The organism is Streptomyces sp. N35, from assembly GCF_016464295.1.
GTDB lineage: Bacteria > Actinomycetota > Actinomycetes > Streptomycetales > Streptomycetaceae > Streptomyces.
The window spans coordinates 1-24,054 of the sequence record NZ_JAEIMH010000045.1; the positions used below are offsets into that span (position 1 = coordinate 1).

At 69.8% G+C, this 24,054-nt stretch carries 18 protein-coding genes and 3 pseudogenes; 10 read left to right on the forward strand and 11 right to left on the reverse strand.

Annotation, left to right across the window (positions count from 1 at the left end; all coding sequences use genetic code 11):
- Positions 1-21: 21 nt before the first annotated feature.
- The 8 genes from JAO81_RS23810 to JAO81_RS23845 all read right to left on the reverse strand — a co-directional run bounded on the left by JAO81_RS23810 (position 22) and on the right by JAO81_RS23845 (position 7,563).
- The gene (locus tag JAO81_RS23810) at positions 22-747 is read right to left on the reverse strand and encodes a DUF998 domain-containing protein (RefSeq protein WP_199549955.1); all 726 of its coding nucleotides are present in this window, start codon (positions 745-747) and stop codon (positions 22-24) included.
- Positions 748-821: 74 nt separating this feature from the next.
- On the reverse strand, positions 822-2,273 hold the full coding sequence (locus JAO81_RS23815) for an APC family permease (protein ID WP_199549956.1): 1,452 nt from the start codon (positions 2,271-2,273) through the stop codon (positions 822-824).
- Positions 2,274-2,441: 168 nt separating this feature from the next.
- Complete coding sequence (locus JAO81_RS23820) at positions 2,442-3,080, reverse strand: DUF305 domain-containing protein (protein WP_374194338.1); 639 nt, start codon at positions 3,078-3,080, stop codon at positions 2,442-2,444.
- 56 nt (positions 3,081-3,136) lie between these two features.
- Positions 3,137-3,799: a DUF3105 domain-containing protein gene (locus JAO81_RS23825; RefSeq protein WP_199549957.1), complete on the reverse strand. Its 663-nt coding sequence runs from the start codon at positions 3,797-3,799 to the stop codon at positions 3,137-3,139.
- 102 nt (positions 3,800-3,901) lie between these two features.
- The gene (locus JAO81_RS23830; RefSeq protein ID WP_199549958.1) at positions 3,902-4,201 is read right to left on the reverse strand and encodes a hypothetical protein; all 300 of its coding nucleotides are present in this window, start codon (positions 4,199-4,201) and stop codon (positions 3,902-3,904) included.
- On the reverse strand, positions 4,198-5,052 hold the full coding sequence (locus JAO81_RS23835; protein ID WP_199549959.1) for a GAF and ANTAR domain-containing protein: 855 nt from the start codon (positions 5,050-5,052) through the stop codon (positions 4,198-4,200). Before JAO81_RS23835 ends, JAO81_RS23830 begins: the two co-directional genes overlap by 4 nt.
- A 26-nt stretch (positions 5,053-5,078) precedes the next feature.
- Entirely contained in the window at positions 5,079-6,947 is a 1,869-nt protein-coding gene (locus JAO81_RS23840; protein WP_199549960.1) for a CheR family methyltransferase, read from the reverse strand.
- A gap of 4 nt (positions 6,948-6,951) precedes the next feature.
- Entirely contained in the window at positions 6,952-7,563 is a 612-nt protein-coding gene (locus JAO81_RS23845; protein ID WP_199549961.1) for a chemotaxis protein CheB, read from the reverse strand.
- Positions 7,564-7,758: 195 nt separating this feature from the next.
- Here JAO81_RS23845 and JAO81_RS23850 point away from each other — a divergent pair, with 195 nt between their 5' ends.
- Both JAO81_RS23850 and JAO81_RS23855 read left to right on the forward strand, forming a co-directional pair.
- The gene (locus JAO81_RS23850) at positions 7,759-9,120 is read left to right on the forward strand and encodes a glutamine synthetase family protein (protein WP_199549962.1); all 1,362 of its coding nucleotides are present in this window, start codon (positions 7,759-7,761) and stop codon (positions 9,118-9,120) included.
- Between the two features lie 63 nt (positions 9,121-9,183).
- Positions 9,184-10,050 (forward strand): annotated as a pseudogene (locus tag JAO81_RS23855) (alpha/beta fold hydrolase); the annotation flags it as partial.
- Between the two features lie 95 nt (positions 10,051-10,145).
- Here the strand turns inward: JAO81_RS23855 and JAO81_RS23860 are convergent.
- A pseudogene (locus JAO81_RS23860) lies at positions 10,146-10,574 on the reverse strand (VOC family protein); the annotation flags it as partial.
- Between the two features lie 193 nt (positions 10,575-10,767).
- On the opposite strand from JAO81_RS23860, the gene JAO81_RS23865 reads away from it, so the two are divergent.
- Positions 10,768-10,944 (forward strand): hypothetical protein, encoded by a 177-nt coding sequence (locus tag JAO81_RS23865; RefSeq protein WP_233415827.1) that lies wholly within the window; start codon positions 10,768-10,770, stop codon positions 10,942-10,944.
- A 59-nt stretch (positions 10,945-11,003) separates the two neighbouring features.
- A complete protein-coding gene (locus tag JAO81_RS23870) occupies positions 11,004-13,994 on the forward strand; it encodes a bifunctional [glutamine synthetase] adenylyltransferase/[glutamine synthetase]-adenylyl-L-tyrosine phosphorylase (RefSeq protein ID WP_199549964.1) in 2,991 nt (996 codons plus the stop codon).
- A 95-nt stretch (positions 13,995-14,089) separates the two neighbouring features.
- Here the strand turns inward: JAO81_RS23870 and JAO81_RS23875 are convergent, their stop codons facing one another.
- Positions 14,090-14,968: a phosphatase PAP2 family protein gene (locus tag JAO81_RS23875; protein WP_199549965.1), complete on the reverse strand. Its 879-nt coding sequence runs from the start codon at positions 14,966-14,968 to the stop codon at positions 14,090-14,092.
- Between the two features lie 158 nt (positions 14,969-15,126).
- Complete coding sequence (locus tag JAO81_RS23880; protein WP_199549966.1) at positions 15,127-16,143, reverse strand: LacI family DNA-binding transcriptional regulator; 1,017 nt, start codon at positions 16,141-16,143, stop codon at positions 15,127-15,129.
- A gap of 359 nt (positions 16,144-16,502) precedes the next feature.
- On the opposite strand from JAO81_RS23880, the gene JAO81_RS23885 reads away from it, so the two are divergent.
- The 6 genes and pseudogenes from JAO81_RS23885 to JAO81_RS23910 form a co-directional block, all read left to right on the forward strand.
- Positions 16,503-17,780: an extracellular solute-binding protein gene (locus tag JAO81_RS23885; RefSeq protein ID WP_199549967.1), complete on the forward strand. Its 1,278-nt coding sequence runs from the start codon at positions 16,503-16,505 to the stop codon at positions 17,778-17,780.
- Positions 17,781-17,908: 128 nt separating this feature from the next.
- Positions 17,909-18,787, forward strand: coding sequence for a carbohydrate ABC transporter permease (locus JAO81_RS23890; protein WP_199550009.1), 879 nt, complete (start codon positions 17,909-17,911; stop codon positions 18,785-18,787).
- Entirely contained in the window at positions 18,781-19,650 is an 870-nt protein-coding gene (locus JAO81_RS23895) for a carbohydrate ABC transporter permease (RefSeq protein ID WP_233415835.1), read from the forward strand. Before JAO81_RS23890 ends, JAO81_RS23895 begins: the two co-directional genes overlap by 7 nt.
- Positions 19,651-19,744: 94 nt before the next feature.
- Positions 19,745-21,415, forward strand: a complete 1,671-nt coding sequence (locus JAO81_RS23900) for a glycoside hydrolase family 13 protein (protein ID WP_199549968.1) — start codon at positions 19,745-19,747, stop codon at positions 21,413-21,415.
- The gene (locus JAO81_RS23905) at positions 21,403-22,470 is read left to right on the forward strand and encodes a LacI family DNA-binding transcriptional regulator (RefSeq protein ID WP_374194339.1); all 1,068 of its coding nucleotides are present in this window, start codon (positions 21,403-21,405) and stop codon (positions 22,468-22,470) included. The genes JAO81_RS23900 and JAO81_RS23905 overlap by 13 nt, the downstream gene beginning before the upstream one ends.
- Positions 22,471-22,575: 105 nt before the next feature.
- Positions 22,576-23,955 (forward strand): annotated as a pseudogene (locus tag JAO81_RS23910) (alpha-amylase family protein); the annotation flags it as partial.
- Positions 23,956-24,054 lie beyond the last annotated feature (99 nt).

The following is a 24,054-nucleotide window of genomic DNA, read 5'->3' on the forward strand; positions in this document are numbered from 1 at the left end:
CCACCCACCCACACCCCCCACTCACCCGCGCCCCTCCACCCTGTACGGCACGTACTGCCCCACCTCGCACACCCTGCGCCGCCCCACCTCGTACGCGAACACCCCCAGCCACACCGCGATGAGCAGCACCTGCGACCGCTGTCCGAGCCCGAGAAGCCACGTGCCCTTGCCCGCCTGGAACGCCGCCACGGACGCCAACGTCCAGGCGGTGACGGCCAGTTCCGCCGCCACGAGCCACGGTCCGATACGGGCGAGCAGCGGCCAGGACCCGTATCGGCGGGCCGCCACCGTGAGCGCCACCATCCCCACCAGCGCACCGCACACCGCGACCGAACTGCTCACGGCGTGCGCGGCATGCGTGGCCGGTACCAGACCCGCCGTCTCGCGGGCCGCACACTCCGGATCGGCCGTCGGCGTGCAGCTCAGCGGCAGCCGGGAGTCGACCGCCGTGGCCGCCCCGAACAGGGCGAGCCCGGCCCAGCCGAGCGTGGACCACAGGGCGCGCGGACGGTGGCGCAACAGACCCCATGCCGCGCCGGCGGACACGAGCAGTCCCGCCACCAGGTCCGTGGTGCGGAAGACGCCGCCGAGCGGTTCGCTCTGCGCGGCGAGTTCGCTGACATAGGTCCGTATCGGATCGAGGCCGGTGGAGACCACGACCTCGATCACCCAGGCCGTGTACGCCAGCGCCCCCAGGGCGAGCAGCACGGCGGCGGGCCGCAGACCGCGGGAACGGGAAGGGCTCATCGCTGCACACACCGTAGAGAGGGACATAGTGGGGCGAGCCTACGGCTCGGGTGGGGGAGTGGGCGCCCGGGTGCCTACTCCACGGGAGCCCGCGCACCCTGGTACTCCGGATGCACCCAGTGGGGCTTGCGGAACTTCAGGAACGCCAGCGGGATCACGAGCCCGAGGATGAGCAGCCCACCGCCGACGATCAGCAGATAGCGCCACAGCGGACCGTCGCCGAACTGGTCCGGCGGTACGAACCCGATGACCATCGCGCACGCCGAGGCGACGAACCCGACGCCCGCGACCAGCGTCACCGCCGGCACCACGAAGCCGCGCGGCCGGTCCGGCTGGCTCTTGCGCAGCTTGACCACGGCCACGAACATCAGCAGATACGCGATCAGATAGATCTGCACCGTGATCACGGAGAACATCCAGTACGCGGAGGACACGTTCGAGCTGAACGCGTAGAGGACGCCGATCAAAGTGGTGACCACACCCTGGGCGATCATGATGTTCTGCGGTACTCCGGCCGGGTTCAGCTTCTGCAGGAACGGCGGCAGATACCCCTCCTGACGAGACAGCTGCACCAGGCCCTTCGCCGGACCCGAGAGCCAGGTCAGCATGCCGCCGAGCGCCGCCATCACCACCATGATCCCGACGATCTTCGTCAGCCAGGCGACGCCGAAGTGCGAGAAGAAGGCGTGGAAGGCCTGCATCAGACCGGCGGTGAGGCTGGTGTTCTCGGCGGGCAGCACCCAGCTGATGGCGAGGGCCGGAAGGATGAAGATCAGCAGCACGAGCCCGGTGGCCATGAAGATCGAGCGCGGGTACTCCGAGCGCGGTTCGCGCAGGCTGGAGACGTGCACGCCGTTCATCTCCATCCCCGCGTAGGAGAGGAAGTTGTTGACGATCAGGACCAGGCTGGCGAGTCCTGTCCACGGCGGCAGCCAGTGACCGGAGTCCATCGGGGCCTCGGAGGGGTTGCCCTGCGCGAGGAAGACGATGCCGAGCACCACGAGCACGACGCCCGGGATCAGCGTGCCGATGATCAGGCCCAGGCTGGACAGGCCGGCCACGGTCTTGGTGCCGCGTGAGGTGATCCAGACACCGGTCCAGTAGATGACGACGATGACGATCGCGACGTAGAGCCCGTTCTCGGCGAGGCTCGGGTGGATCACGTACGCGAAGGTCGAGGCGACATACGCGAGCAGGCTCGGGTAGTACGCGATGGTCATCGCGAACTGGCACCACACCGCGAGGAAGCCGAGCGGCTTGCCGAGCGCCTCGCTCACCCACCGGTAGATGCCGCCGGTCCAGCCGGAGGCCAGCTCGGCGCCGACGAGGGCGGTGGGGAGCAGGAAGACGATCGCGGGCAGCAGATAGAGGAAGATCGCGGCGAGGCCGTAGATCGCCATGGAGGGCGAGGGGCGCAGACTCGCGACGGAGGCGGTCGTCATCAGGGCGAGCGTCACCCAGGAGATGAACTGCCGCTTCGTGCCGTCGTCCGCGACCGGCTCATTGACCTCGTCGGTGGTCGTCATGCGGCCATGATCAACGCGATACGCGAGAGCCGCATGCGGAGCGGCCGCCCTTGCCGGCCCGGCTCACCGAAGCCGTGGCCCGGCTCACCGAAAGCCCCGGCCCGGCTCACCGAAGCCGTGCCCGCCCCACCGAAAGCCCCGGCCCGGCTCACCGAAGCCGTGGCCAGGTCACCGAGGCTTCGCGCCCCGCTCCTTCAGGAGATCCGCCATCAGATCGATCTCCGACTCCTGCGCGTCGACCATCCCCTGCGCGAGCCGCTTCTCGACACCCACCACGCAGCGCTCCACACAGCCCTGGGCCATGTGGACACCGCCCTTGTGGTGGTCCGTCATCAGCTGGAGGTAGAAGATCTCGGCGTCCTTGCCGCTGAGCTCGCCCAGCCGCTTGATCTCGGACTTGGTCGCCATGCCCGGCATCAGCGCGCCGTCGTGGCCGGGCGACGGCGAGGCCGGCATGTCCATCCAGCCCATCGGGTCGTCACCGGACGCGATCGGCAGGCCCCACAGGTTCAGCCAGCCGAGCAGCATGCCGCGCTGGTTGGCCTGGGTGTTGGCGATGTCGTACGCGAGCCGGCGGATGCCCTCGTCGTCGGTGCGGTCCCGTACGACGAAGGACATCTCTACGGCCTGCTGATGGTGCACGGCCATGTCCCGTGCGAACCCCGCGTCGGCGGAGTCCGTCGAGGGCGTGGCCGAGGCGGCCGGGGGCGCCGCGTCGTCGTGGCCGTCCGCGAGCGCGAGGGTCATGCCCCCGCCGCCCGCGAGCAGCACCGCCGCGGCGATCCCCAGCCAGGTTGCGCGCTTCACTGACACAGTCCGTTCCTGGTGGCTACAGAGTCCTCATCGTCGCAGAGTCCTCGTGGCTACAGGGCCAGCCCGTTGGTGCAGGCGGCGCCCGGCTCGGGGGTCTGCTTGCCCTGGACGAACTTGGCGAAGAAGCTGTCCACCCGCGGGTCCTTGGCGCTGTCCACGGTGACCTGCTTGCCCCAGGCGGTCAGCATGAGCGCGCCCTCCTGGCCGTCGACCGGGCTCATCAGGGTGTACGGGGTGGCCTTGACCTTCTCCTGGAGCGCCTTGATGTCGGCGTCCTTGGCCTGCTTGTTGTACGTCACCCACACGGCGCCGTGCTCCAGGGAGTGCACCGCGTTCATGTCCGGGATCGCCTTGTCGTAGACGTCGCCGTTGCAGTTCATCCACACCTGGTTGTGGTCGCCGCCGACCGGGGGCGTCTGCGGGTAGGACACCTGCTTGGTGACGTGGTTGCGGCCCAGCTTCTTGGCGTCGAACTCCTGCAGGCCCTTGATGGGCGCATCGGCGGCGGCCTTGGCCTTCGCGTCCGCTTTTTCCTGCTTGTCCTGCTCGTTGATGAAGAGGTACGAGCCGAAGCCGACCAGGCCCACCACTATGACGGTGCTGATGCCGATGGTGATCAGCCGGTTGCGGCGCTCGCGGGCCTGCTCGGCGCGGCGCATCTCCTCTATCCGGGCCCGGCGATCGGCTGAGGAGTTCTTGCGGGCGGAACCCATGCTGATGTGTCCGTTCTCCAGTGGCGTTGGGGCCTTCCCCGCCCGGGCGGAGCCGAGAGCGAGGAAGGATCAGCTGATGTTAACGGCGGCCCTCGCCCGGCGTCAGCTGCCGTCCCTCGATCGCCTCACGGGCCACATCGGCCAGGACCCGGTGGTGCTGACGGTCCGGCTGGTGAGCGCGTGCTCCGGCCGCGTGGTGACCGTCCTGCCGGCGCGGGCCTCGCACTCCCGCAGGAGGCAGTTCGCGGTGACATCGGCCAGGGCGAGGGCCAGGGCCAGGGCGAGGGCCAGGGCCAGGGCCAGGGCGAGGGTCAGGATGCAGGAGTGCGCCGGGCCGTCGGAGTTCAGCAGAACGAGTGGGTCGAGCATGGGTGCCCGGACATGGGCTCGGACTCCCGTCATTCCAGGGAGAGTTCACCTTGCACGATGCGCCGGGCCAGCGTGTCGAGAGGCCCGTCCTCGGCGAAGGCGCGGGCCTTGATCAAGGACAGGGCGTCCTCGACGGAGCAGCCCAGGCGCACCGCGACGATGCCTGTCGCCTGGTGGACGACGGCGCGGTGGTCGATGCCCCCGTACAGGTCGTCGTCGCCGACGCCGGCGCCGGCGTCCAGCAAGGAGCAGGTGAGTGCGTCCGCGACGGGGGCCAGCGCCGAGCTGTCCAGCGGTTCGGCGCGCGTGCCGAACACGGCCAGCGCGCCCAGCGAGCCGCCTTGGGCGCTGATCGGTATGACGCTCACGGTCTGCAGCCCGACGAGGGCGAGCTGCGGCCCGTACCCGGGCCAGCGCCATGAGAGCTCCGCGCCGCAGGCGCTCACTGGGGCGGCCGTCGCGACCGCCTCCCAGGTCGGGCCCTCGCCGAGCAGGAACTCCAAGTCCTGTGCCGTACGGGAGGCTTCGTCCGAGGCGGCGACGGCGAGCTGGCCGTGATCGGCGGCGTGCAGACTGAGCGCGGCGCTCGGCGTACCGCACGCCTCGGCCACTCCGGTCATGAACCGGGGGCGGTCGCCGCCCTGCCGCTGCCAGTTCAACACGCGCCGCGCGTAGGTCTCCTGCAGCGCGGCCGAGGCGTAGTGCCGCTGTGCGCTGCTGTGGTGCAGTGCGGCCAGGTGCGCGGCCTCCTGGTCGCCGGTGAGGGCGACGAGCCGCTCGTACCGGTCTGCGATCTTGTCTGCGTTCTCCCCGCGCAGCCTGGCCGATTCGGCTCTGCGCCGCGCCAACGCGGCGAGCTGCGCAGTGCGTTGCCGCGGCTCCATAAGCGCAGCGTACCGCCGCGGGAGGCTCAGCCGGAGCCCTCTGTCTCGGTCGCTTCCATGAACAGGACGACACCGTTGCGCCGTTCGCCGAACGGGGTGCAGGTCACCGTGCACAGCACGGCGCGGCCGAGCCGGTTCACCGCGGGAATGCCCACCGGAGCGGGGCGCCGGCCGCTGGCCAGACACCGTTCCACGGCGCCGCGCAACTGCTCCACCGGCAGCCCGAAGTCGAGCCCGAAGAACGGGGCCCCGATGGCCTCGTCGTCCCGCAGTCCCCACAGCTCCGTGGCGCCCCGGTTCCAGCTCTTCACCTTGAAGTCCGCGTCGAGCATCGCCACGCCGGCGTCGATGCTCGTCAGCACCCCTTCCAGGAAGGAAGTGGCCTCGTTGACGGCCTCCGTGTGGGTCTGCATGCTCTCGTTGAGGGTCTCCAATTCGCTGTTGCTGGACTGGAGTTCCTCGTTCGTGGTCTCCAGTTCCTCGATGCTCGACTGGAGTTCTTCGTTCGTGGTCTCCAGCTCCTCGTTCGTGGACTGGAGTTCCTCGTTGGTCGTCTCCAGTTCCTCGTTGGTCGACTGGAGTTCCTCGTACGCGGTCTCCAGCTCCTCCCGCACCCGGCCGTTCTCGACCTTGAGGTGTACGGCGGTCGTGACGTCCGTGAACGAGATGGTCGTGGCGACCGGCTGACCTGCCGAGTCCGTCAGGGGCTGTACGTGGATGTCGTAGAAGCGCGTGTCGCTGCCGTTGCGTCGCTCCGCGCCGCTCACCCGCAACGACCGCATCTCGTGCCGTGCCTGCTCGATCAGCGAGCGGAGCTCGACCGGGCGGTAGGAGATCTCCAGATCGTGGAACGGCCGTCCGGCGTCCTGCTGGGTGAGCCCGAACGCGTTGCGGGCCTGTTCGTTCACCAGCAGGACCGTGCCCTGCTGGTCCACGCTGATCGTGGGCGTCGGGAGCGCGTCCAGGACCAGGTCGCGCAGTTGCCGGGTGCGCGCGGCCGCCGAGCGCTGCTCGGTGCCCGCGCGGTCCCGCAGCTTCACGGGCACGGCGGGGTGGCGGGAGGACGGATCGCCGGGCCGGCGCCGGAACAGCCGCTGGCGCACACTCACGGCCTCGTACCGTTCGGAGTCGTTGAGCAGCATCTCGGCCTTGCCGAGGAACAGGAACCCGCCCTCGGCCAGCGCGAAGTGGAACCGGTCGACGATCTGCCGCTGCGTCTCGATGTTGAAGTACATCAGGGTGTTGCGGCACACCAGCAGATCGAGCCGGGAGATCGGGGCGTCCCGGGTGATGTCGTGCCGCCCGAAGATCACCCGCCGCCGCAGATCCGTCCGGAACGCGAAACGGTCGCCCTGCTCCTCGAAGTACTTGTCGCGCAGCTCGGGCGGGAGGGGTTCTAGGGACTTGGCCGAGTAGAGGCCCGAGCGCGCCACGCGCAGCGCCTCCTCGTCGACATCCGTGCCGTAGATCTTCACCCGCTGCGCGGTCTCCTCGATCCCGAGCGCCTCGGCGAACATGATGGCGAGGGAGTACGGCTCCTCGCCGGTGGAACAGCCGGCGCTCCACACCCGGATCTCACTGTCACCGCTGCCGCGCGCCAGCAGCTCGGGCACGACCTCGCTCTGTACGTACGTCCAGGCAGCCGGGTCGCGGAAGACCGAGGTGACGTTGATCAGGATGGTGTTGAACAGCGTGTCGAATTCCCCGGCATTGGTCTCGAGCAGATCCCGGTAGTCGGCGTACGTGGCCACTTTGGCGTCGGCCATCCGCCGCTTCACCCGGCGGCCCAGCGTGGAGCGCTTGTAGCCGGTGAAGTCGAACCCGCGGGCGTCCCGGAGGAAGACCAGGAGTTCCTCGAACTCCTCGCCCGTTCCGGCGTCCAGTGCATCCGCCATGGTGTCAGTGCCTCTTGGTGTCGACGAGTCCGCGGAGCACCGCGGCGATGTCGTCCAGAGGTAGCACGAAGTCCACCGCGCCCGTGCCCACGGCGGCTTCGGGCATACCCGGGAATTCGGCTGTCTCCGGATCCTGTGCGATCACGGTGCCGCCACGGGACTTCACCGCGGCGACGCCCGTCGCGCCGTCCTGCCCCGTGCCGGTCAGGACACAGGCGATGGCCCGGTCCGCGTACGCATCCGCGAGGGACTCGAAGAGCAGATCGGCACACGGCCGCAGGAAGTGCACGGGTGCGCTGTCCGAGAGCGAGAGGATGCCGCCCGGCCGGATCAGGAGGTGCCTGTCCGGTGGGGCCACGTACACGAGCCCGGGCTCCGCGCGCTCCCCGTCCTCGGCGAGCTTCACCGACCGGCCCGTCCGCCGGCCCAGGATGTCGGCGAGCAGGGTGCGGTGTTCGGGGTGGAGATGCTGGATGATCAGCACGGGTACGGGCAGCGCGGTGCCGAGGCCGTCGAGCAGCCGCAGCAGCGCGAGCAGACCGCCCGCCGACGCGGCGACGGCCACCGCAAAGGGCGCGTCCCGGACGGCTTCTTCGCAGGACCGGTCTGCCGTCATATGCCGAGCGTATCGCCGCAGGGCTTTACCGGGGCGGGTACCGACCGGGCACTATGAAGGCAGGCACGTTCCGGTTGGCTGGGACCGGCGCCTGCAACGTGTTCGAAACCGTGTGGTGGGATGCTCAAGTGACCCCGAGTACATGAGGCACGCTCCGGTGGTCGGCCGGCCGGCAAGGATGGGTGGAAAGTCGCAATGGACAAGCAGCAGGAATTCGTGCTCCGCACGCTCGAGGAGCGCGACATCCGGTTCGTACGCCTGTGGTTCACGGATGTCCTCGGCTTCCTGAAGTCGGTGGCCGTGGCGCCGGCCGAGCTGGAGCAGGCCTTCGACGAGGGCATCGGCTTCGACGGCTCCGCGATCGAGGGCTTCGCCCGGGTCTACGAGTCCGACATGATCGCCAAGCCCGACCCGGTGACGTTCCAGATCCTGCCGTGGCGCGCGGAGGCCCCCGGCACGGCCCGGATGTTCTGCGACATCCTGATGCCCGACGGCTCCCCGTCCTTCGCGGACCCGCGCTATGTCCTCAAGCGCGCCCTCGCCAAGTCCTCCGACCTCGGCTTCACCTTCTACACCCACCCCGAGATCGAGTTCTTCCTGCTCAAGGACAAGCCGCTCGACGGGACGCGTCCGACGCCCGCGGACAACTCCGGCTACTTCGACCACACCCCGCAGAACGTGGGCATGGACTTCCGCCGCCAGGCGATCACGATGCTCGAATCCATGGGTATCTCGGTCGAGTTCAGCCACCACGAGGGTGCGCCGGGCCAGCAGGAGATCGACCTGCGGTATGCGGACGCGCTGTCGACCGCGGACAACATCATGACCTTCCGTCTCGTCATGAAGCAGGTCGCCCTGGAGCAGGGCGTGCAGGCCACATTCATGCCGAAGCCCTTCTCGGAGCATCCGGGCTCCGGTATGCACACACACCTGTCGCTCTTCGAGGGCGACCGCAACGCCTTCTACGAGTCGGGCGCCGAGTACCAGCTCTCCAAGGTCGGCCGCTCCTTCATCGCGGGCCTGCTCAAGCACGCCGCGGAGATCTCGGCCGTGACGAACCAGTGGGTCAACTCGTACAAGCGCATCTGGGGCGGCTCGGAGCGCACCGCGGGCGCCGGCGGCGAGGCACCCTCGTACATCTGCTGGGGCCACAACAACCGCTCGGCCCTGATCCGCGTCCCGATGTACAAGCCGGGCAAGATCGGCTCGGCGCGTGTCGAGGTCCGCTCGCTCGACTCGGGCTGCAACCCCTATCTCGCGTACGCGGTGCTGCTCGCCGCGGGCCTCAAGGGCATCGAGGAGGGGTACGAGCTTCCGCCCGGCGCCGACGACGATGTGTGGGCGCTGCGCGACGCCGAGCGCCGCGCGATGGGCATCGAGCCGCTGCCGCAGAACCTGGGCGAGGCGATCGCCCTGATGGAGCGCTCGGAGCTGGTCGCGGAGACGCTCGGCGAGCACGTCTACGACTTCTTTTTGCGCAACAAGAAGCAGGAGTGGGAGGAGTACCGCTCCGAGGTGACGGCCTTCGAGCTGAGGAAGAACCTGCCGGTGCTGTAGGCCACCGGGCGATGCCCGCCCGCGAACCGATGAGTTTCGCGGGCGGGGCCGGTCTGCAGAGGTATGAAGACCTACACACTCGAAACAGCCGGCGCCGACCTCGTCTACGACGTTCGCGGGCCCCTGCCGACCGCGGACGGGCGTCCGCCGCTGCTCATGATCGGGCAGCCCATGGACGCCACCGGGTTCGTCGCCCTCGCGGCGCGCCTGCCCGACCGGACCGTTGCCACGTACGACCCGCGCGGGCTCGGCCGCAGCACCCGCAAGGACGGGCGGACCGACCACACACCGGGGACCCAGGCCGACGATGTGCACGCCGTGATCGAGGCGCTCGGGGCCGGTCCTGTCGAGCTCTTCGCGAGCAGCGGCGGCGCGGTCACCGCGCTCGCGGTCGTGGCCAAGTACCCCGAGGACGTGACCACCCTGGTCGCGCACGAGCCGCCGCTGATCACTCTCACCCCGGACGGTCCGGCGGCCGTACGGGCGCGGGCCGGGGTCCGGGACGCGTACGAGAAGCGCGGGTGGGGCGCGGGGATGGCCGCGTTCGTGGCCATGACCTCGTGGGAGGGCGAGTTCACCGACGCGTACTTCGCCCAGCCCGAGGCCGACCCCGCCGCGTTCGGGATGCCCACCGAGGACGACGGCTCGCGTGACGACCCGCTGCTGTCCGACCGGTCATGGGCGATCAGCGACTACCGGCCGGACGCCGACGCGCTCACCGCCGCACCGACCCGTGTGGTGATCGCGGTGGGCGAGGAGTCCGAGACCGTGCAGACCGGGCGCACCTCCGTCGCGACCGCCGAACTGCTCGGGCAGCGGGTGGTCGTGTTCCCGAGCCATCACGGCGGTTTCCTGGACGGGGAGTTCGGATATCCGGGGAAGCCGGACGAGTTCGCGCAGCGGCTGCGGGAGGTGCTCGGCGGCGCGTCCTCGGCGGGCGCCCCGGCCGGCCCCGCCCTCCCGGCGTCCCCCCCCCCCGGCGCGCCCCCCCCCCCCGCGGGGGGCGCCGCCCGGCCCCCCCCGCGGCGCCCCGACAACGGCGCCGGAGCCTCCTGGACGACCCAGCCGTTGCCGTCAGGGTCCTTGAAGAAGGCGAAGGAATTCCAGGTCTCGCCCTTGCCCGGGGCCCAGCCCTCCGCGCCGACGTGCATGATTTCCGAGATGTCCAGACCCCGGGCGGTCAGCTCCGCGTGGGCCGCCTCGATGTCCGTGACGCAGATCTGCAGCCCCTGGATCGCGCCCGGCTCCATCGACGTCTGGCCCGGGGACGGCGGCATGCCCACCGTCAGGGCGATGGAACAGCGTGAGCCGGGCGGGGTGATCTGGATGATCCGGGCCGTCGGCGTGACCTGCTGGTCGAGGTCGACCTTGAAGCCGCACTTGTCCGCGTAGAAGTCCTTGGCACGGTCCGCGTCGGAGACGGGGACGACGACTACTTCGAGGGTGTACTCCATGGTGAACACCATGCCGGGTGTCCGAGGGCGTGGCTACTCCGAATGCACGACCACTCGGACGAGATCCTCCGTGAGACGGGGTTCGGTAAGTGATCGTTGTTGACACGGGGCCGCTGGTCGCCCTGGCGGATGCCGACGGGCGGCCGACCAGCTCGGCACCGTGACCGCAGTCCGACCTGAGGACCTGGCCCGGATGGCTGCACTCGTCCGGCAGTACGGCAGCCTCCCCCTCGGCGGCACCGACACCTGCGTCGTCGCCGTTGCCGAGTGCCGGCAGGCCGAGCAGGTCGCCACCGTCGACCGGCGCCACTGCACGGTGGTCGGGCCCCGACACGTGCCGGCCTTCGAGTTGCTGCCCGCCGACCTGTAGCCCAGGGCCCCCTCCGACTAGGCTCGACCCCGGACCTTGATCGACGGAAGGGGCCGCAGATGACCGTGCCGGGGCGCAGAAGCAGTGCCTTCACCAGGCTCCTTCGGCACGGGTTCACCGACCCATCCGCCGCCGAGCGGCACCTCACCGGTCCGTATCTCGCCCCCCTGCAGTCCAGCTCCGTCCTGCTCGACGCCCTCGGCGCCACGGCCGACCCCGATCTCGCGCTCACCGGTCTCGTACGCCTGGTGGAGGCGCAGCCCGACGACGAACAGCGCCGGACGCTGTTCGACACCCTGCTGGCCGGCAAGCCGCTGCGCGATCGGCTGCTCGGGGTGATGGGCGCGTCCGAGGCGCTCGCCGACCATCTGGCCCGCCACCCCGGCGACTGGCACGCCCTCGTCACGTACGAGGCGAGTGATCTGCACCCGGGCGTCGAGGAGTTCGAGCAGGGCCTCTCCCATGCCACGGATCCCGTGTCGCTGCGGGTGGCCTACCGCCGCTGTCTGCTCTCCATCGCCGCGCGCGACGTCTGCGGGACCACCGACGTCGCCGAGACCGCCGCCGAACTGGCCGACCTCGCGACCGCCACGCTGCGCGCCGCCGTCGCGATCGCGCGGGCCGCCGCGCCCGAGGACGACGCGCTGTGCCGGCTCGCGGTGATCGCGATGGGCAAGTGCGGGGGCCATGAGCTCAATTACGTGTCCGACGTCGATGTCATCTTCGTGGCCGCCGCGACCGACGGCGCCGAGGAAGGCAAGGCGCTGCAGGCCGCGACCCGGCTCGCCTCGCACATGATGCGGATCTGCTCCGAGACCACGGTCGAGGGGACCATCTGGCCGGTCGACGCCAATCTGCGCCCCGAGGGCCGCAACGGTCCGCTGGTGCGGACGATGGCCAGCCACCTGGCGTACTACCAGCGCTGGGCGAAGACCTGGGAGTTCCAGGCGCTGCTCAAGGCCCGGCCCGTCGCCGGTGACCCGGAGCTCGGCCGGGAGTACGTCGAGACCCTCTCGCCTCTGGTGTGGCACGCGGCCGAGCGCGAGAACTTCGTGCCCGACGTGCAGAAGATGCGCCGCCGCGTCGTCGACAGCATTCCGACCGCCGAGCTGGAGCGTGAGCTGAAACTCGGGCCCGGCGGGCTCAGGGACGTCGAATTCGCCGTCCAGCTGCTGCAGTTGGTGCACGGGCGCGGTGACGCCTCGCTGAGGAGCGGCTCCACCCTGGAGGCCCTGAACGCGCTTGCGGCCGGTGGCTACGTGGGACGCGCGGACGCCGCCCACCTCGACGAGGCGTACCGCTTCCTGCGGGCCATGGAGCACCGCATCCAGCTGTACCGGCTGCGCCGTACGCATCTCGTACCGGAGGACGAGGCCGATCTGCGGCGGCTCGGCCGGTCGCTCGGGTTGCGCACCGAGCCCGTCACCGAGCTCAACAAGGCCTGGCGCAAGCACAGTTCGGCCGTGCGCAGGCTGCACGAGAAGCTGTTCTACCGGCCGCTGCTCGACGCCGTCGCCCAGCTCGCGCCCGGTGAGATCCGGCTCTCCACGGACGCCGCACGCGAGCGGCTCGTGGCGCTCGGATACAACGATCCGGCCGCCGCGCTCAGGCATCTGGAGGCGCTCGCCTCCGGGGTGAGCCGCAAGGCCGCGATCCAGCGCACCCTGCTGCCCGTCCTGCTCGGCTGGTTCGCCGACTCCGCCGATCCGGACGCCGGTCTGCTCGGCTTCCGCAAGGTGTCGGACGCGCTCGGCAAGACGCCCTGGTACCTGCGGCTGCTCCGGGACGAGGGCGCCGCCGCCGAGAACCTCGCCCGGGTCCTGTCCGCGGGCCGGCTCGCCCCCGATCTGCTGATGCGCGCCCCCGAGGCGGTGGCGCTGCTCGGTGACGAGCGCGGCCTGGAACCGCGCGACCACCTCCACCTGGAGCAGGAGGTGCTCGCCGCCGTCGGCCGCGCGGACGGCGCCGAGATGGCGGTCGCGGCGGCCCGTGGCGTACGGCGGCGCGAGCTGTTCCGTACGGCCGCGGGCGATCTCATCCGCTCGTACGGCACCGAGGAGCATCCCGCCGAAGGCGACCCCGGCGCCCTGGTGGACCGGGTCGGCAGCGCGGTCTCCGACCTCACCGCCGCGACCCTCGCGGGCACCCTGCGGGCGGTGGTCCGGCAGGGCTGGGGCGACGAGCTGCCGACGCGGTTCGCCGTCATCGGCATGGGGCGCTTCGGCGGACACGAGCTGGGATACGGCTCCGACGCCGACGTGATCTTCGTGCACGAGCCGCGCGAGGGGGTCGACGAGCACGTGGCCGCGAAGGCGGCGAACGCCGTGGTCGCCGAGATGCGGCGCCTCCTGGAGATCCCCAGCCAGGACCCGCCGCTGCTCATCGACACCGATCTGCGGCCCGAGGGCAAGAACGGGCCGCTGGTACGGACGCTCAAGTCGTACGAGGCGTACTACCGGCGCTGGTCCCTCGTCTGGGAGAGCCAGGCGCTGCTGCGGGCGGAGCCGGTCGCGGGGGACGAGGAGCTGGGGCGCCGGTTCATCGACATGATCAGCACGCTGCGGTACCCCGCGGAGGGGCTCGGCGAGGACGCCGTACGGGAGATCCGCCGGCTCAAGGCGCGGATGGAGACGGAGCGGATGCCGCGCGGTGCGGATCCGAATCTGCACGCCAAGCTGGGGCGCGGCGGGCTCTCGGATGTGGAGTGGACGGTGCAGTTGCTCCAGCTGCGGCACGGGTGGGTCGAGCCGGGGCTCCGTACGACCCGTACGCGCGAGGCGTTGGCCGCCGCCCGCGCCGCCGAGCTGATCTCGACGGAGGACGCGGCCGTGCTCGACGAGGCCTGGGTGCTGGCCTCGCGGGTGCGCAATGGGGTGATGCTCGTGCGCGGGCGGGCCGGGGATACGTTTCCGTCGGACGGGCGGGAGCTGGCCGCCGTGGGGCGCTACCTGGGGTATGGGCCCGGGCTCGTGGGCGATCTGCTCGATGACTATCGGCGGACGACGCGGAGGGCTCGGGCTGTGGTGGAGGAGCTCTTCTACGGGGCGTGAGCCCAGCTGAGCATGAGCCCAGCTGAGCGCGAGCCCAGCCCAGCCCAGCTGAGCATGAGCCCAGCTGAGCATGAGCCCAGCCGGGCGTGAGTCCGTCAGGCTCTGGAGAGCGCCGGCTCCCGCGCGGGCCCCCCGGCCGCCACCACCCGCGGCAACTGATACGGCAGAGCCCCGTACCAGGCCCACACCACCACGAACCCGAAGGCCAGGCAGAGGATGCCGCCCACCGCGTCCATCCAGAAGTGGTTGGCCGTCGCGATGATCACGACGAGGGTGGCCACCGGGTAGAGCACGCCGAGGATCTTGGCCCAGGGCGCCTTGGCCAGGGCGAAGATGGTCAGGCCGCACCAGGTCGACCAGCCGATGTGCATCGAGGGCATCGCCGCGTACTGGTTGGTCATGTGCTTCAGGTCGCCGGACGCCATCGAACCCCAGGTGTGGTGCACCAGGACCGTGTCGATGAAGTTGTGCCCGTCCATCAGACGCGGCGGGGCGAGCGGGAACAGGTAGAAGCCGACCAGGGCGACACCCGTGGTGAGGAAGAGCACCGTGCGCGTGGCCGCGTAACGGCCCGGATGCCGGCGGTACAGCCAGACCAGGACGCCGATCGTCACGATGAAGTGCAGCGTCGCGTAGTAGTAGTTCATACCGACGATCAGCCATGTCACCGAGTTCACGGCACGGTTGAAGGCCTCTTCGAAACCGAGACCGATCGCGTGCTCGGCGCGCCAGATCCAGTCGGCATTGCGCATCGCTTCCGACTTCTGCTCGGGCACGGCATTGCGTACCAGCGAGTAGAGCCAGTAGCTCACACCGATCAGTGCGAGCTCGATCCAGATACGCGGGCGCCGCGGCCGACGAAGCCGCTGCCACAACGTCCCCTCTGTGGCGGTCTGTCGACCCGCTTCATCCCCCTTGGGTGGCGCCGCGGCGGCCTCCGGGCCGTTCCGTGTCCTCACAGTCGTGTCACCCATGGGAGAAGAGTCTGCCAGATACCCACACCCACCTGATCATCCCTTGGTCGGGTCTTGTACGCATCCAATCCATCCTGTGGAGGACCCGACGCCTAGGGGACCTGGGACGGTTCCCCTGAGAGCAGGGGTGTCTACTGCGACGGACGCAGAGAACATGGTCAGCGCGGCGCCGAAGCCGTTGAACCGCGAACCACCAGCTCAGGCATGAACACGAACTCGCTGTGCGGCGCCGGCGTCCCGTCGATCTCCTCGAGCAGGGCGCGCACCGCGGCCTGCCCCATCGCGGGCACGGGCTGCCGGATGGTCGTCAGCGGCGGGTCGGTGAACGCGATCAGCGGGGAGTCGTCGAAGCCCACCACGGAGACCTGTCCCGGCACGCTCAGGCCCCGGTGCCGTGCGGTGCGGATCGCGCCGAGCGCCATCATGTCGCTCGCGCACACGATCGCTGTGCAGTCGCGGTCCAGGAGGGCGGAGGCCGCCGCCTGGCCGCCTTCGAGGGTGTAGAGCGAGTGCTGTACGTACAGCTGCGCCTCGTCCTCGCTCAGGCCCAGGCGCTCGCGCATCGCGCCGACGAAGCCCTCTATCTTCCGCTGTACGGGCACGAAGCGCTTCGGGCCGAGCGCGAGCCCGATCCGGCGGTGGCCGAGTGCGCACAGGTGCGTGACGGCGAGATCCATCGCGGCCCGGTCGTCGGGGGAGACGAACGGTGCCTTCACGTGCGGGGAGAAACCGTTGATCAGGACGTGCGGGACGCCTTTGGCGCGCAGCTGGTCGTAACGCTGCGTATCGGCCGTGGTGTCCGCGTGCAGGCCCGAGACGAAGATGATGCCGCTGACTCCGCGGGCCACGAGCATCTCGGTCAGCTCGTCCTCGGTGGAGCCGCCCGGCGTCTGCGTGGCGAGCACCGGGGTGTAGCCCTGACGCGTCAGGGCCTGCCCGATGACCTGCGCGAAGGCCGGGAAGATCGGGTTGTCCAGCTCGGGGATGATCAGGCCGACGAGGCCTTCGCTGCGCTGCTTGAGCCGGACCGGCCGTTCGTAGCCGAGCACGTCGAGCGCGGCAAGGACGGACTCGCGGGTGGTCGCGGCCACACCGGGCTTGCCGTTGAGCACGCGGCTGACTGTGGCTTCGCTGACCCCCGCCTGGGCTGCGATGTCGGCAAGCCGTGCGGTCACGGCATTGGACTGTACCGGTCAGGGCGCTGATTGCCCACCGAGTGGCGGGATCCGGCTGCGGAGCGTGGTCGCGCGGTTCTTGCAAGGTCTTGCAGGCATACGGGACAGGCCTTGCAAGTCCGTGCACCCAAGGCGTACGGGCGCTGTACAGGTGCGAGGGGAAACGTGAAGGTAACGATCCGCATCTCTTGCAGAAAGTTGCCGCAAGGTCTTTCCAACAGCTTTCAGCCTTGTTACGTTCCTGCCCGAACCCGGCGCCGCGAGGGAGCGGTCGAGGGGGTGGGTGGGGCGGCCGGCAGGGCGGCGGCCCGGGACAACGCCCAACTCCTCTCATGCGGGCACCAGTTGAAGGAGTACTCATGCGGCGTGGCATATCGGCCACCGCGCTGGTCGCGGCCATCGCACTGGCGGCGACGGCGTGCGGCGGGGACGACGGCGGGGACAAGGGCGGCAAGAGCGCCGGCGGGGAACTCTCCGGCACCGTGACCTTCTGGGACACGTCCAACGACGCCGAGAAGGCCACGTACAAGGAGCTCGCCGAGGGCTTCGAGAAGCTGCACCCGAAGGTCGACGTCAAGGTCGTCACGGTGCCGTTCGGCGAGGCCAACGCGAAGTTCAAGAACGCCGCGGGCGGCAACTCCGGTGCCCCGGACGTGATGCGCACCGAGGTCGCCTGGGTCGCGGACTTCGCCAACCTCGGCTACCTCGCCCCGCTCGACGGCACCGCGGCGCTGGACAACGAGGGCGACTACCTCGAACAGGCCGCCGCCTCCACGAAGTTCAACGGCAAGACCTACGCGGCGCCGCAGACCATCGACACCCTCGCGCTCTTCTACAACAAGAAGATGCTCAAGGACGCGGGCGTCGAGGTCCCCGCCTCGCTCGACGAGGTCAAGTCCGCCGCCGAGAAGATCAAGGACAAGAGCGGCAAGACCGGTCTCTACCTGCGCGGCGACGACCCGTACTTCTACCTCCCGTACCTCTACGGAGAGGGCGGTGACCTCCTCGACACGTCGAAGAAGGAGATCACCGTCGACGACGAGCCGGGCGCCAAGGCCTTCGCCGCGATGAAGGACCTCGTGGACTCCAAGGCCGCGATCACCGACGCCTCCGACGGCTACAACAACCAGCTGAACGCCTTCAAGGACGGCGAGGTCGCCATGGCGATCGACGGCCCCTGGTCGATCGAAGGCGCCCTGGCCGGCAAGCAGTTCAAGGACGCCAAGGACAACCTCGGTGTCGCTCCGGTCCCGGCGGGCTCGGCCCGTGCGGCCTCCCCGCAGGGCGGCTGGAACCTCTCGGTGTACGCCGGGTCCAAGAGCCTGGACGCCTCCTACGAGTTCGTGAAGTACATGAGCTCCGCGAAGGTCCAGCAGCAGACCACCGAGAAGCTGAGCCTCCTTCCGACCCGCAAGTCGGTGTACGAGGTCCAGTCGGTCAAGGACAACCAGATGGTCCAGTTCTTCAAGCCGGCCGTCGACAAGTCCGTGCAGCGGCCCTGGATCGCCGAGGCCAACGCCCTGTTCGAGCCGATCCGGCTGCAGATGCAGCAGGTGCTCAGCGGCAAGTCCTCGCCCGAGGCGGGTGCCAAGGGTGTCGGCGAGGCGTACAAGAAGCTCCTGAAGGACTACAAGTAGCCGTGACGGTGCTCACCGAAGAACCCCCCAAGAAGGGGGTGCCGGCCGCCGAAGACGTGACCAAGGCGGCCGGCCGGCCCCAGGGCCGTATACGACGCGCGCTGTCCACGCACTGGTACGCGTGGGCCATGGTCGCCCCGGTCGTCGCGGTGATCGGCGTGATCATCGGCTGGCCGCTGATCCGCGGTGTCTATCTGTCGACGACGAACGCCAACGAAGCCAACGTCGAGCGCACGATCGGCGTCAACCGCATCCCGGCGACGTACGAGTCGGTGGGCCTGGAGAACTACACGACGATCCTGTCGGACGGTGTCTTCTGGGACCGGCTGATCTGGACCCTGGTGTGGACGGTGTCCTGTGTGACGCTCTCGTTCACGCTCGGGCTCGCGCTCGCCGTGATGCTCAACCGGAAGCTGAAGGGCCGCACCTTCTACCGGATGGCCCTCATCCTGCCGTGGGCGGTGCCCGCCTTCGTCTCGGTGTTCACCTGGCGGCTGCTCTTCAACGAGAAGAACGGGCTGTTCAACTCGTTGCTCGCGGGCGGCGGCATCGACGCGATCCCGTGGCTCAACGACCCGACCTGGGCGAAGCTCTCGGTGATCGCGGTCAATGTGTGGCTCGGTGTGCCGTTCATGCTGATCGCCATGCTCGGCGGTCTGCAGTCGATCCCGGCGGATCTGTACGAGGCGGCCGAGATGGACGGCGCGAACGCCTGGCAGCGCTTCAGGCACATCACCCTGCCGGGGCTCAAGCCGGTCAGCTCCACCGTCGTCCTGATCAGCGGCATCTGGACCTTCAACATGTTCCCGGTGATCTTCCTGCTCACCCGGGGCGGTCCCGGTGACGCGACGGAGATCCTGGTGACGTACGCCTACCGGCTCTCCTTCGTCGTCAGCCCCCGCGACTTCGCGGGCTCCGCGGCCTGGGGTGTGCTCATCCTCGTGCTGCTCTCGCTCTTCGCGCTGGTCTACCGCCGTGCGCTCCGCAAGCAGGGAGATGTCTGGTGACCTCCAACACCACCACGGCGCCCAAGAAGCCGCGGCTGCGCGGCGAACGGGGGCCGCTCGCCTCCATCGGGCTGCACGTCACCCTCGTCGTGGCGTCCCTCATCGCCGTCTTCCCGCCGCTGTGGCTGCTCGTCACCTCGCTCAAGCCGAAGGACGAGGCGTTCACGACCGATCTGGTCAAGGACTTCACGTTCTCCAACTACGCGCATGTGCTCGGCGAGACCGAGTTCCTCACCTGGCTCGGCAACTCGCTGATCGTGGTGGGCCTGACCACCGTCATCGGGGTGTTCATCTCCGCCACCACCGGATACGCGGTGAGCCGCTTCAAGTTCCCCGGGATGCGGCCCCTGATGTGGCTGCTGCTCATCACGCAGATGTTCCCGGTCGCCGTCCTGATCGTGCCGCTGTACAACCTCCTTGCCACGCTCGGACTGCTCAACCAGCCGGTGGGACTGGTGATCACGTATCTGACGATCGCGATCCCGTTCTGCGCCTGGATGATGAAGGGCTATTTCGACACCATCCCGGTGGAGATCGACGAGGCCGGACGCGTCGACGGGCTCAACCCCTTCGGTACGTTCTGGCGGCTCATCCTGCCGCTCGCGAAGCCCGGTCTCGCGGTCACCGGTTTCTACAGCTTCATCACGGGCTGGGCCGAAGTCGCGTACGCCTCCGCCTTCATGACCGGCGAGGAGAACCTCACCCTCGCGGGCGGACTGCAGACCTTCGTCAACCAGTACACGAGCGACTGGGGTTCGCTCACCGCGTCCGCCGTCATCGTCGCCGTACCCGCAGCGGTGATCTTCGGTTTCGCGCAGCGCCATCTGGTGGCCGGTCTCACCGCCGGGGCGACCAAGTCCTGATAGAGCTGTTCGTCCGCGTTCAGTTCTCTTGACCGTGCTCATCCGCAGTCATCCGCAGTTGTACGAACCTGTTCCTCACACTCACAGGGATGCCATGACTCAGCACCTCGCTGAAGCCACGACCACCGCCACGCTCACCAGGAACGCCGACTGGTGGCGGGACGCGGTGATCTACCAGGTCTATCCGCGCAGTTTCGCCGATGCCAACGGCGACGGCATGGGCGATCTGGAGGGGGTACGGAGCCGGCTGCCGTATCTGCGCGAGCTGGGCGTCGACGCGGTGTGGCTGTCCCCGTTCTACGCGTCGCCGCAGGCCGACGCCGGCTACGACGTGGCCGACTACCGTGCCGTTGACCCGATGTTCGGCACGGTCGAGCACGCCGAGGCGCTGATCCGTGACGCGCACGAGCTGGACCTGCGCGTGATCGTGGACGTCGTACCGAACCACTCCTCCGACCAGCACGAGTGGTTCAAGCGGGCGGTGAAGGAGGGCCCGGGTTCGCCGCTGCGGGGGCGCTACCACTTCAGGGCCGGGCGCGGTGCGGCCGGTGAACTGCCGCCCAACGACTGGGAGTCCATCTTCGGCGGGCCCGCCTGGACCCGGACGACGAACCCCGACGGCAGCCCGGGCGAATGGTATCTGCACCTGTTCGCGCCCGAGCAGCCCGACTTCGACTGGGACCACCCGGCGGTCGCCGACGAGTTCCGCTCGATCCTGCGGTTCTGGCTGGACCTCGGGGTCGACGGTTTCCGCGTGGATGTGGCGCACGGCCTGGTGAAGGCGGACGGGCTGCCCGACATCGGGGGCCGCGACCAGCTCAAGCTGCTCGGCAACGCCGCGATGCCGTTCTTCGACCAGGACGGGGTGCACGAGATCTACCGCTCGTGGCGCCGGGTCCTCGACGAGTACCCGGGGGAGCGGATCGCGGTCGCCGAGGCGTGGACGCCGACCGTGGACCGCACGGCGCTGTACGTCCGCCCCGACGAACTCCACCAGGCGTTCAACTTCCAGTACCTGGCGACCTATTGGGACGCCGCAGCGCTGCGTGAGGTGATCGACACCTCCCTGGAGGCGATGCGGCCGGTCGGCGCTCCCGCGACCTGGGTCCTGTCGAACCACGACGTCACCCGGCACGCCACCCGGTTCGCCAACCCGGCCGGGCTCGGCACCCAGCTGCGCACGCCGGGCGACCGCGAGCTCGGGCTGCGCCGTGCGCATGCGGCCACGCTCCTGATGCTGGCGCTGCCCGGCTCCGCGTACGTCTACCAGGGCGAGGAGCTCGGGCTCCCCGATGTCACCGACCTGCCCGACGAAGCCCGTCAGGACCCGTCGTTCTTCCGCGCGGCCGGCCAGGACGGGTTCCGCGACGGCTGCCGGGTGCCCATCCCCTGGACGCGGGACGGGAGTTCGTACGGGTTCGGGGACGGCGGCAGCTGGCTGCCGCAGCCTTCTCAGTGGGCGGAGTTGAGCGTCGAGGCGCAGAGCGGCGACCAGGGCTCGACCCTCGAGCTGTACCGGGGCGCGCTGGCGCTGCGGCGCTCGCACCCGGGGCTCGGCGCGGGGGAGTCCGTGCAGTGGCTTGTGGCGCCCGACGGGGTGCTGGCCTTCGCGCGCGAGGGCGGCTTCGTCTGTACGGCGAACACGACCGGTGAGCCGGTACGGATCCCCACGCCCGGGCAGGCGCTCCTGGCCAGTGGCACGGTGGTCTTCGACGATCAGTTCGCCGAGCTGCCCGCGGACACCACCGTCTGGTGGCAGACGTGACGATCCCCGCGTCGCGAGGTGCCGGCGCTTCGGCGAACGGCACCCCGCGACTGGCCGACATAGCCGCCCAGGCCTCGGTGAGCGAGGCCACCGCGAGCCGGGTGCTCAACGGGAAGCCGGGCGTGGCGAGTTCGACCCGGCGCCGGGTGCTCGCGGCCCTGGACGTGCTCGGCTATGAGCGGCCCGTACGGCTGAAGCAGCGCAGCGCGGGGCTCATCGGCCTGGTGATCCCCGAGCTGTCCAACCCGATCTTCCCGGCCTTCGCGCAGGTCATCGAGCAGACCCTGGCAGGTCACGGCTACACCCCGGTCCTGTGCACCCAGACCCCGGGCGGCGCGACCGAGGACGAGCTGGTCGAGCAGCTGGAGCAGCGCGGGGTCAACGGCATCGTGTTCCTGTCCGGACTGCACGCCGACACCACCGCCGATCCGGCGCGCTATGCCGAACTCACGGGCCGCGGTGTGCCGTTCGTGCTCGTCAACGGCTACCACCCGCACATCCACGCCCCGTTCGTCTCACCCGACGACCATGCGGCGGCGCGGATGGCCGTACGGCATCTCGCGGACCTCGGCCATGAGCGCATCGGGCTCGCGGTCGGACCGACCCGCTATGTGCCGGCCGGACGCAAGACGGAGGGCTTCCTCGCCGCGATGCACGCGATCCTCGGTGTGCCGCGCGCCGAGGCCGAACTCGCCGTCCAGTCCACCCTGTTCACTGTCGAAGGCGGACAGGCCGCGGCCGGGATGCTGCTCGACCAGGGCTGCACCGGCATCGTCTGCGCCAGCGACCTGATGGCGCTCGGCGCGGTGCGCGCGGCCCGGCAGCGCGGCCTCGACGTGCCCCGGGACGTCTCGGTCGTCGGCTACGACGACTCGCCCCTGATCGCCTTCACCGACCCGCCGCTGACGACCGTGCGCCAGCCCGTGCAGGCGATGGCGACGGCGGCGGTGGGTGCGCTGATCGAGGAGATCCACGGAAATCCCGTCCAGCGGACCGAGTTCGTGTTCCAGCCCGAGCTCGTCGTACGAGGGTCCACGGCCCAAGTGCGGCGTTGAGCAAGACCGTTCCCCCCGCCGCCGTACGCGGGTGAGCCGCCCCCGTACGGAGTTCTGCAAGGCCAGCACAGTCACCGGATCCACCCCCTCAGAGCCGGAGGACCCATGACCCGCAGCAGATCCCTCATCGCCACACTTGTCGTGGGCGCGTCACTCTTGGGCGCGTCACTCCTCACGCCGACCGCCCAGGCCGCACCGCCCGGCGACAAGGACGTCACCGCTGTCCTCTTCGAGTGGCGCTTCGACTCCGTCGCCCGTGAATGCACGGCCAAGCTCGGACCCGCCGGATACGGATACGTCCAGGTCTCCCCGCCGCAGGAGCACATCCAGGGCGGCCAGTGGTGGACCTCGTACCAGCCCGTCAGCTACAAGATCGCCGGACGGCTCGGCGACCGGGCCGCCTTCAAGAACATGGTCGACACCTGCCACGCGGCGGGCGTCAAGGTCGTCGCCGACGCGGTGATCAACCACATGGCGGCCGGGGACGGCACCGGCACGGGCGGCACGAACTACAGCAAGTACGCCTACCCGGGCGTCTATTCGGGCGCCGACATGGACGACTGCCGCTCGCACATCAGCAACTACGGCGACCGCGGCAACGTCCAGAACTGCGAGCTCGTCGGCCTCGCCGACCTGGACACCGGCGAGGACTACGTGCGCGGCCGGATCGCCGCGTATCTCAACGATCTGCTCTCGCTCGGCGTCGACGGCTTCCGTGTCGACGCGGCCAAGCACATGCCGGCCGGCGACCTCGCGAACATCAAGTCGCGGCTGAGCAACCCCGGCGTGCACTGGAAGCAGGAAGCGATCTTCGGTGCCGGTGAGGCGGTCTCGCCGAGCGAGTACCTCGGCAACGGCGACGTCCAGGAGTTCCGGTACGCCCGCGACCTCAAGCGGGTCTTCCAGCACGAGAACCTCGCGTACCTGAAGAACTACGGCGAGGGCTGGGGCTACATGGAGTCCGGCAAGTCCGCCGTCTTCGTCGACAACCACGACACCGAGCGCGGCGGCGACACCCTCAGCTACAAGAACGGCGCCGACTACACCCTCGCCAACGTCTTCATGCTCGCCTGGCCCTACGGCTCCCCGGACGTGCACTCCGGCTACGAGTACACCGACCGGGACGCCGGGCCGCCCAACGGCGGGACGGTGAACGCCTGTTGGCAGGACGGCTGGAAGTGCCAGCACGCCTGGCCCCAGATCGAGTCGATGGTCGCCCTGCGCAACACCGCACGCGGCCAGTCGGTCACCAACTGGTGGGACAACGGCGGTGACCGGATCGCCTTCGGCCGCGGCACCAAGGCGTACGTGGCGATCAACCACGAATCCGCCGGGCTCACCCGCACCTACCAGACCTCGCTGCCGGCCGGTGACTACTGCGACGTGCAGAGCGACCGGACGGTCAGCGTGAACGCGTCCGGCCAGTTCACGGCCACGCTCCCCGCACAGACGGCACTCGCGCTGCACGTGAACGCCCGCAGCTGCTGACCCGTCTCCCCTTACCGCCGCCCTGCGCCCAGCCCATCCTGCCCCGCGGCCGCGCAGGGCGGCACCCATCCGCCACGTCCGTGGCACCCCCTTGCC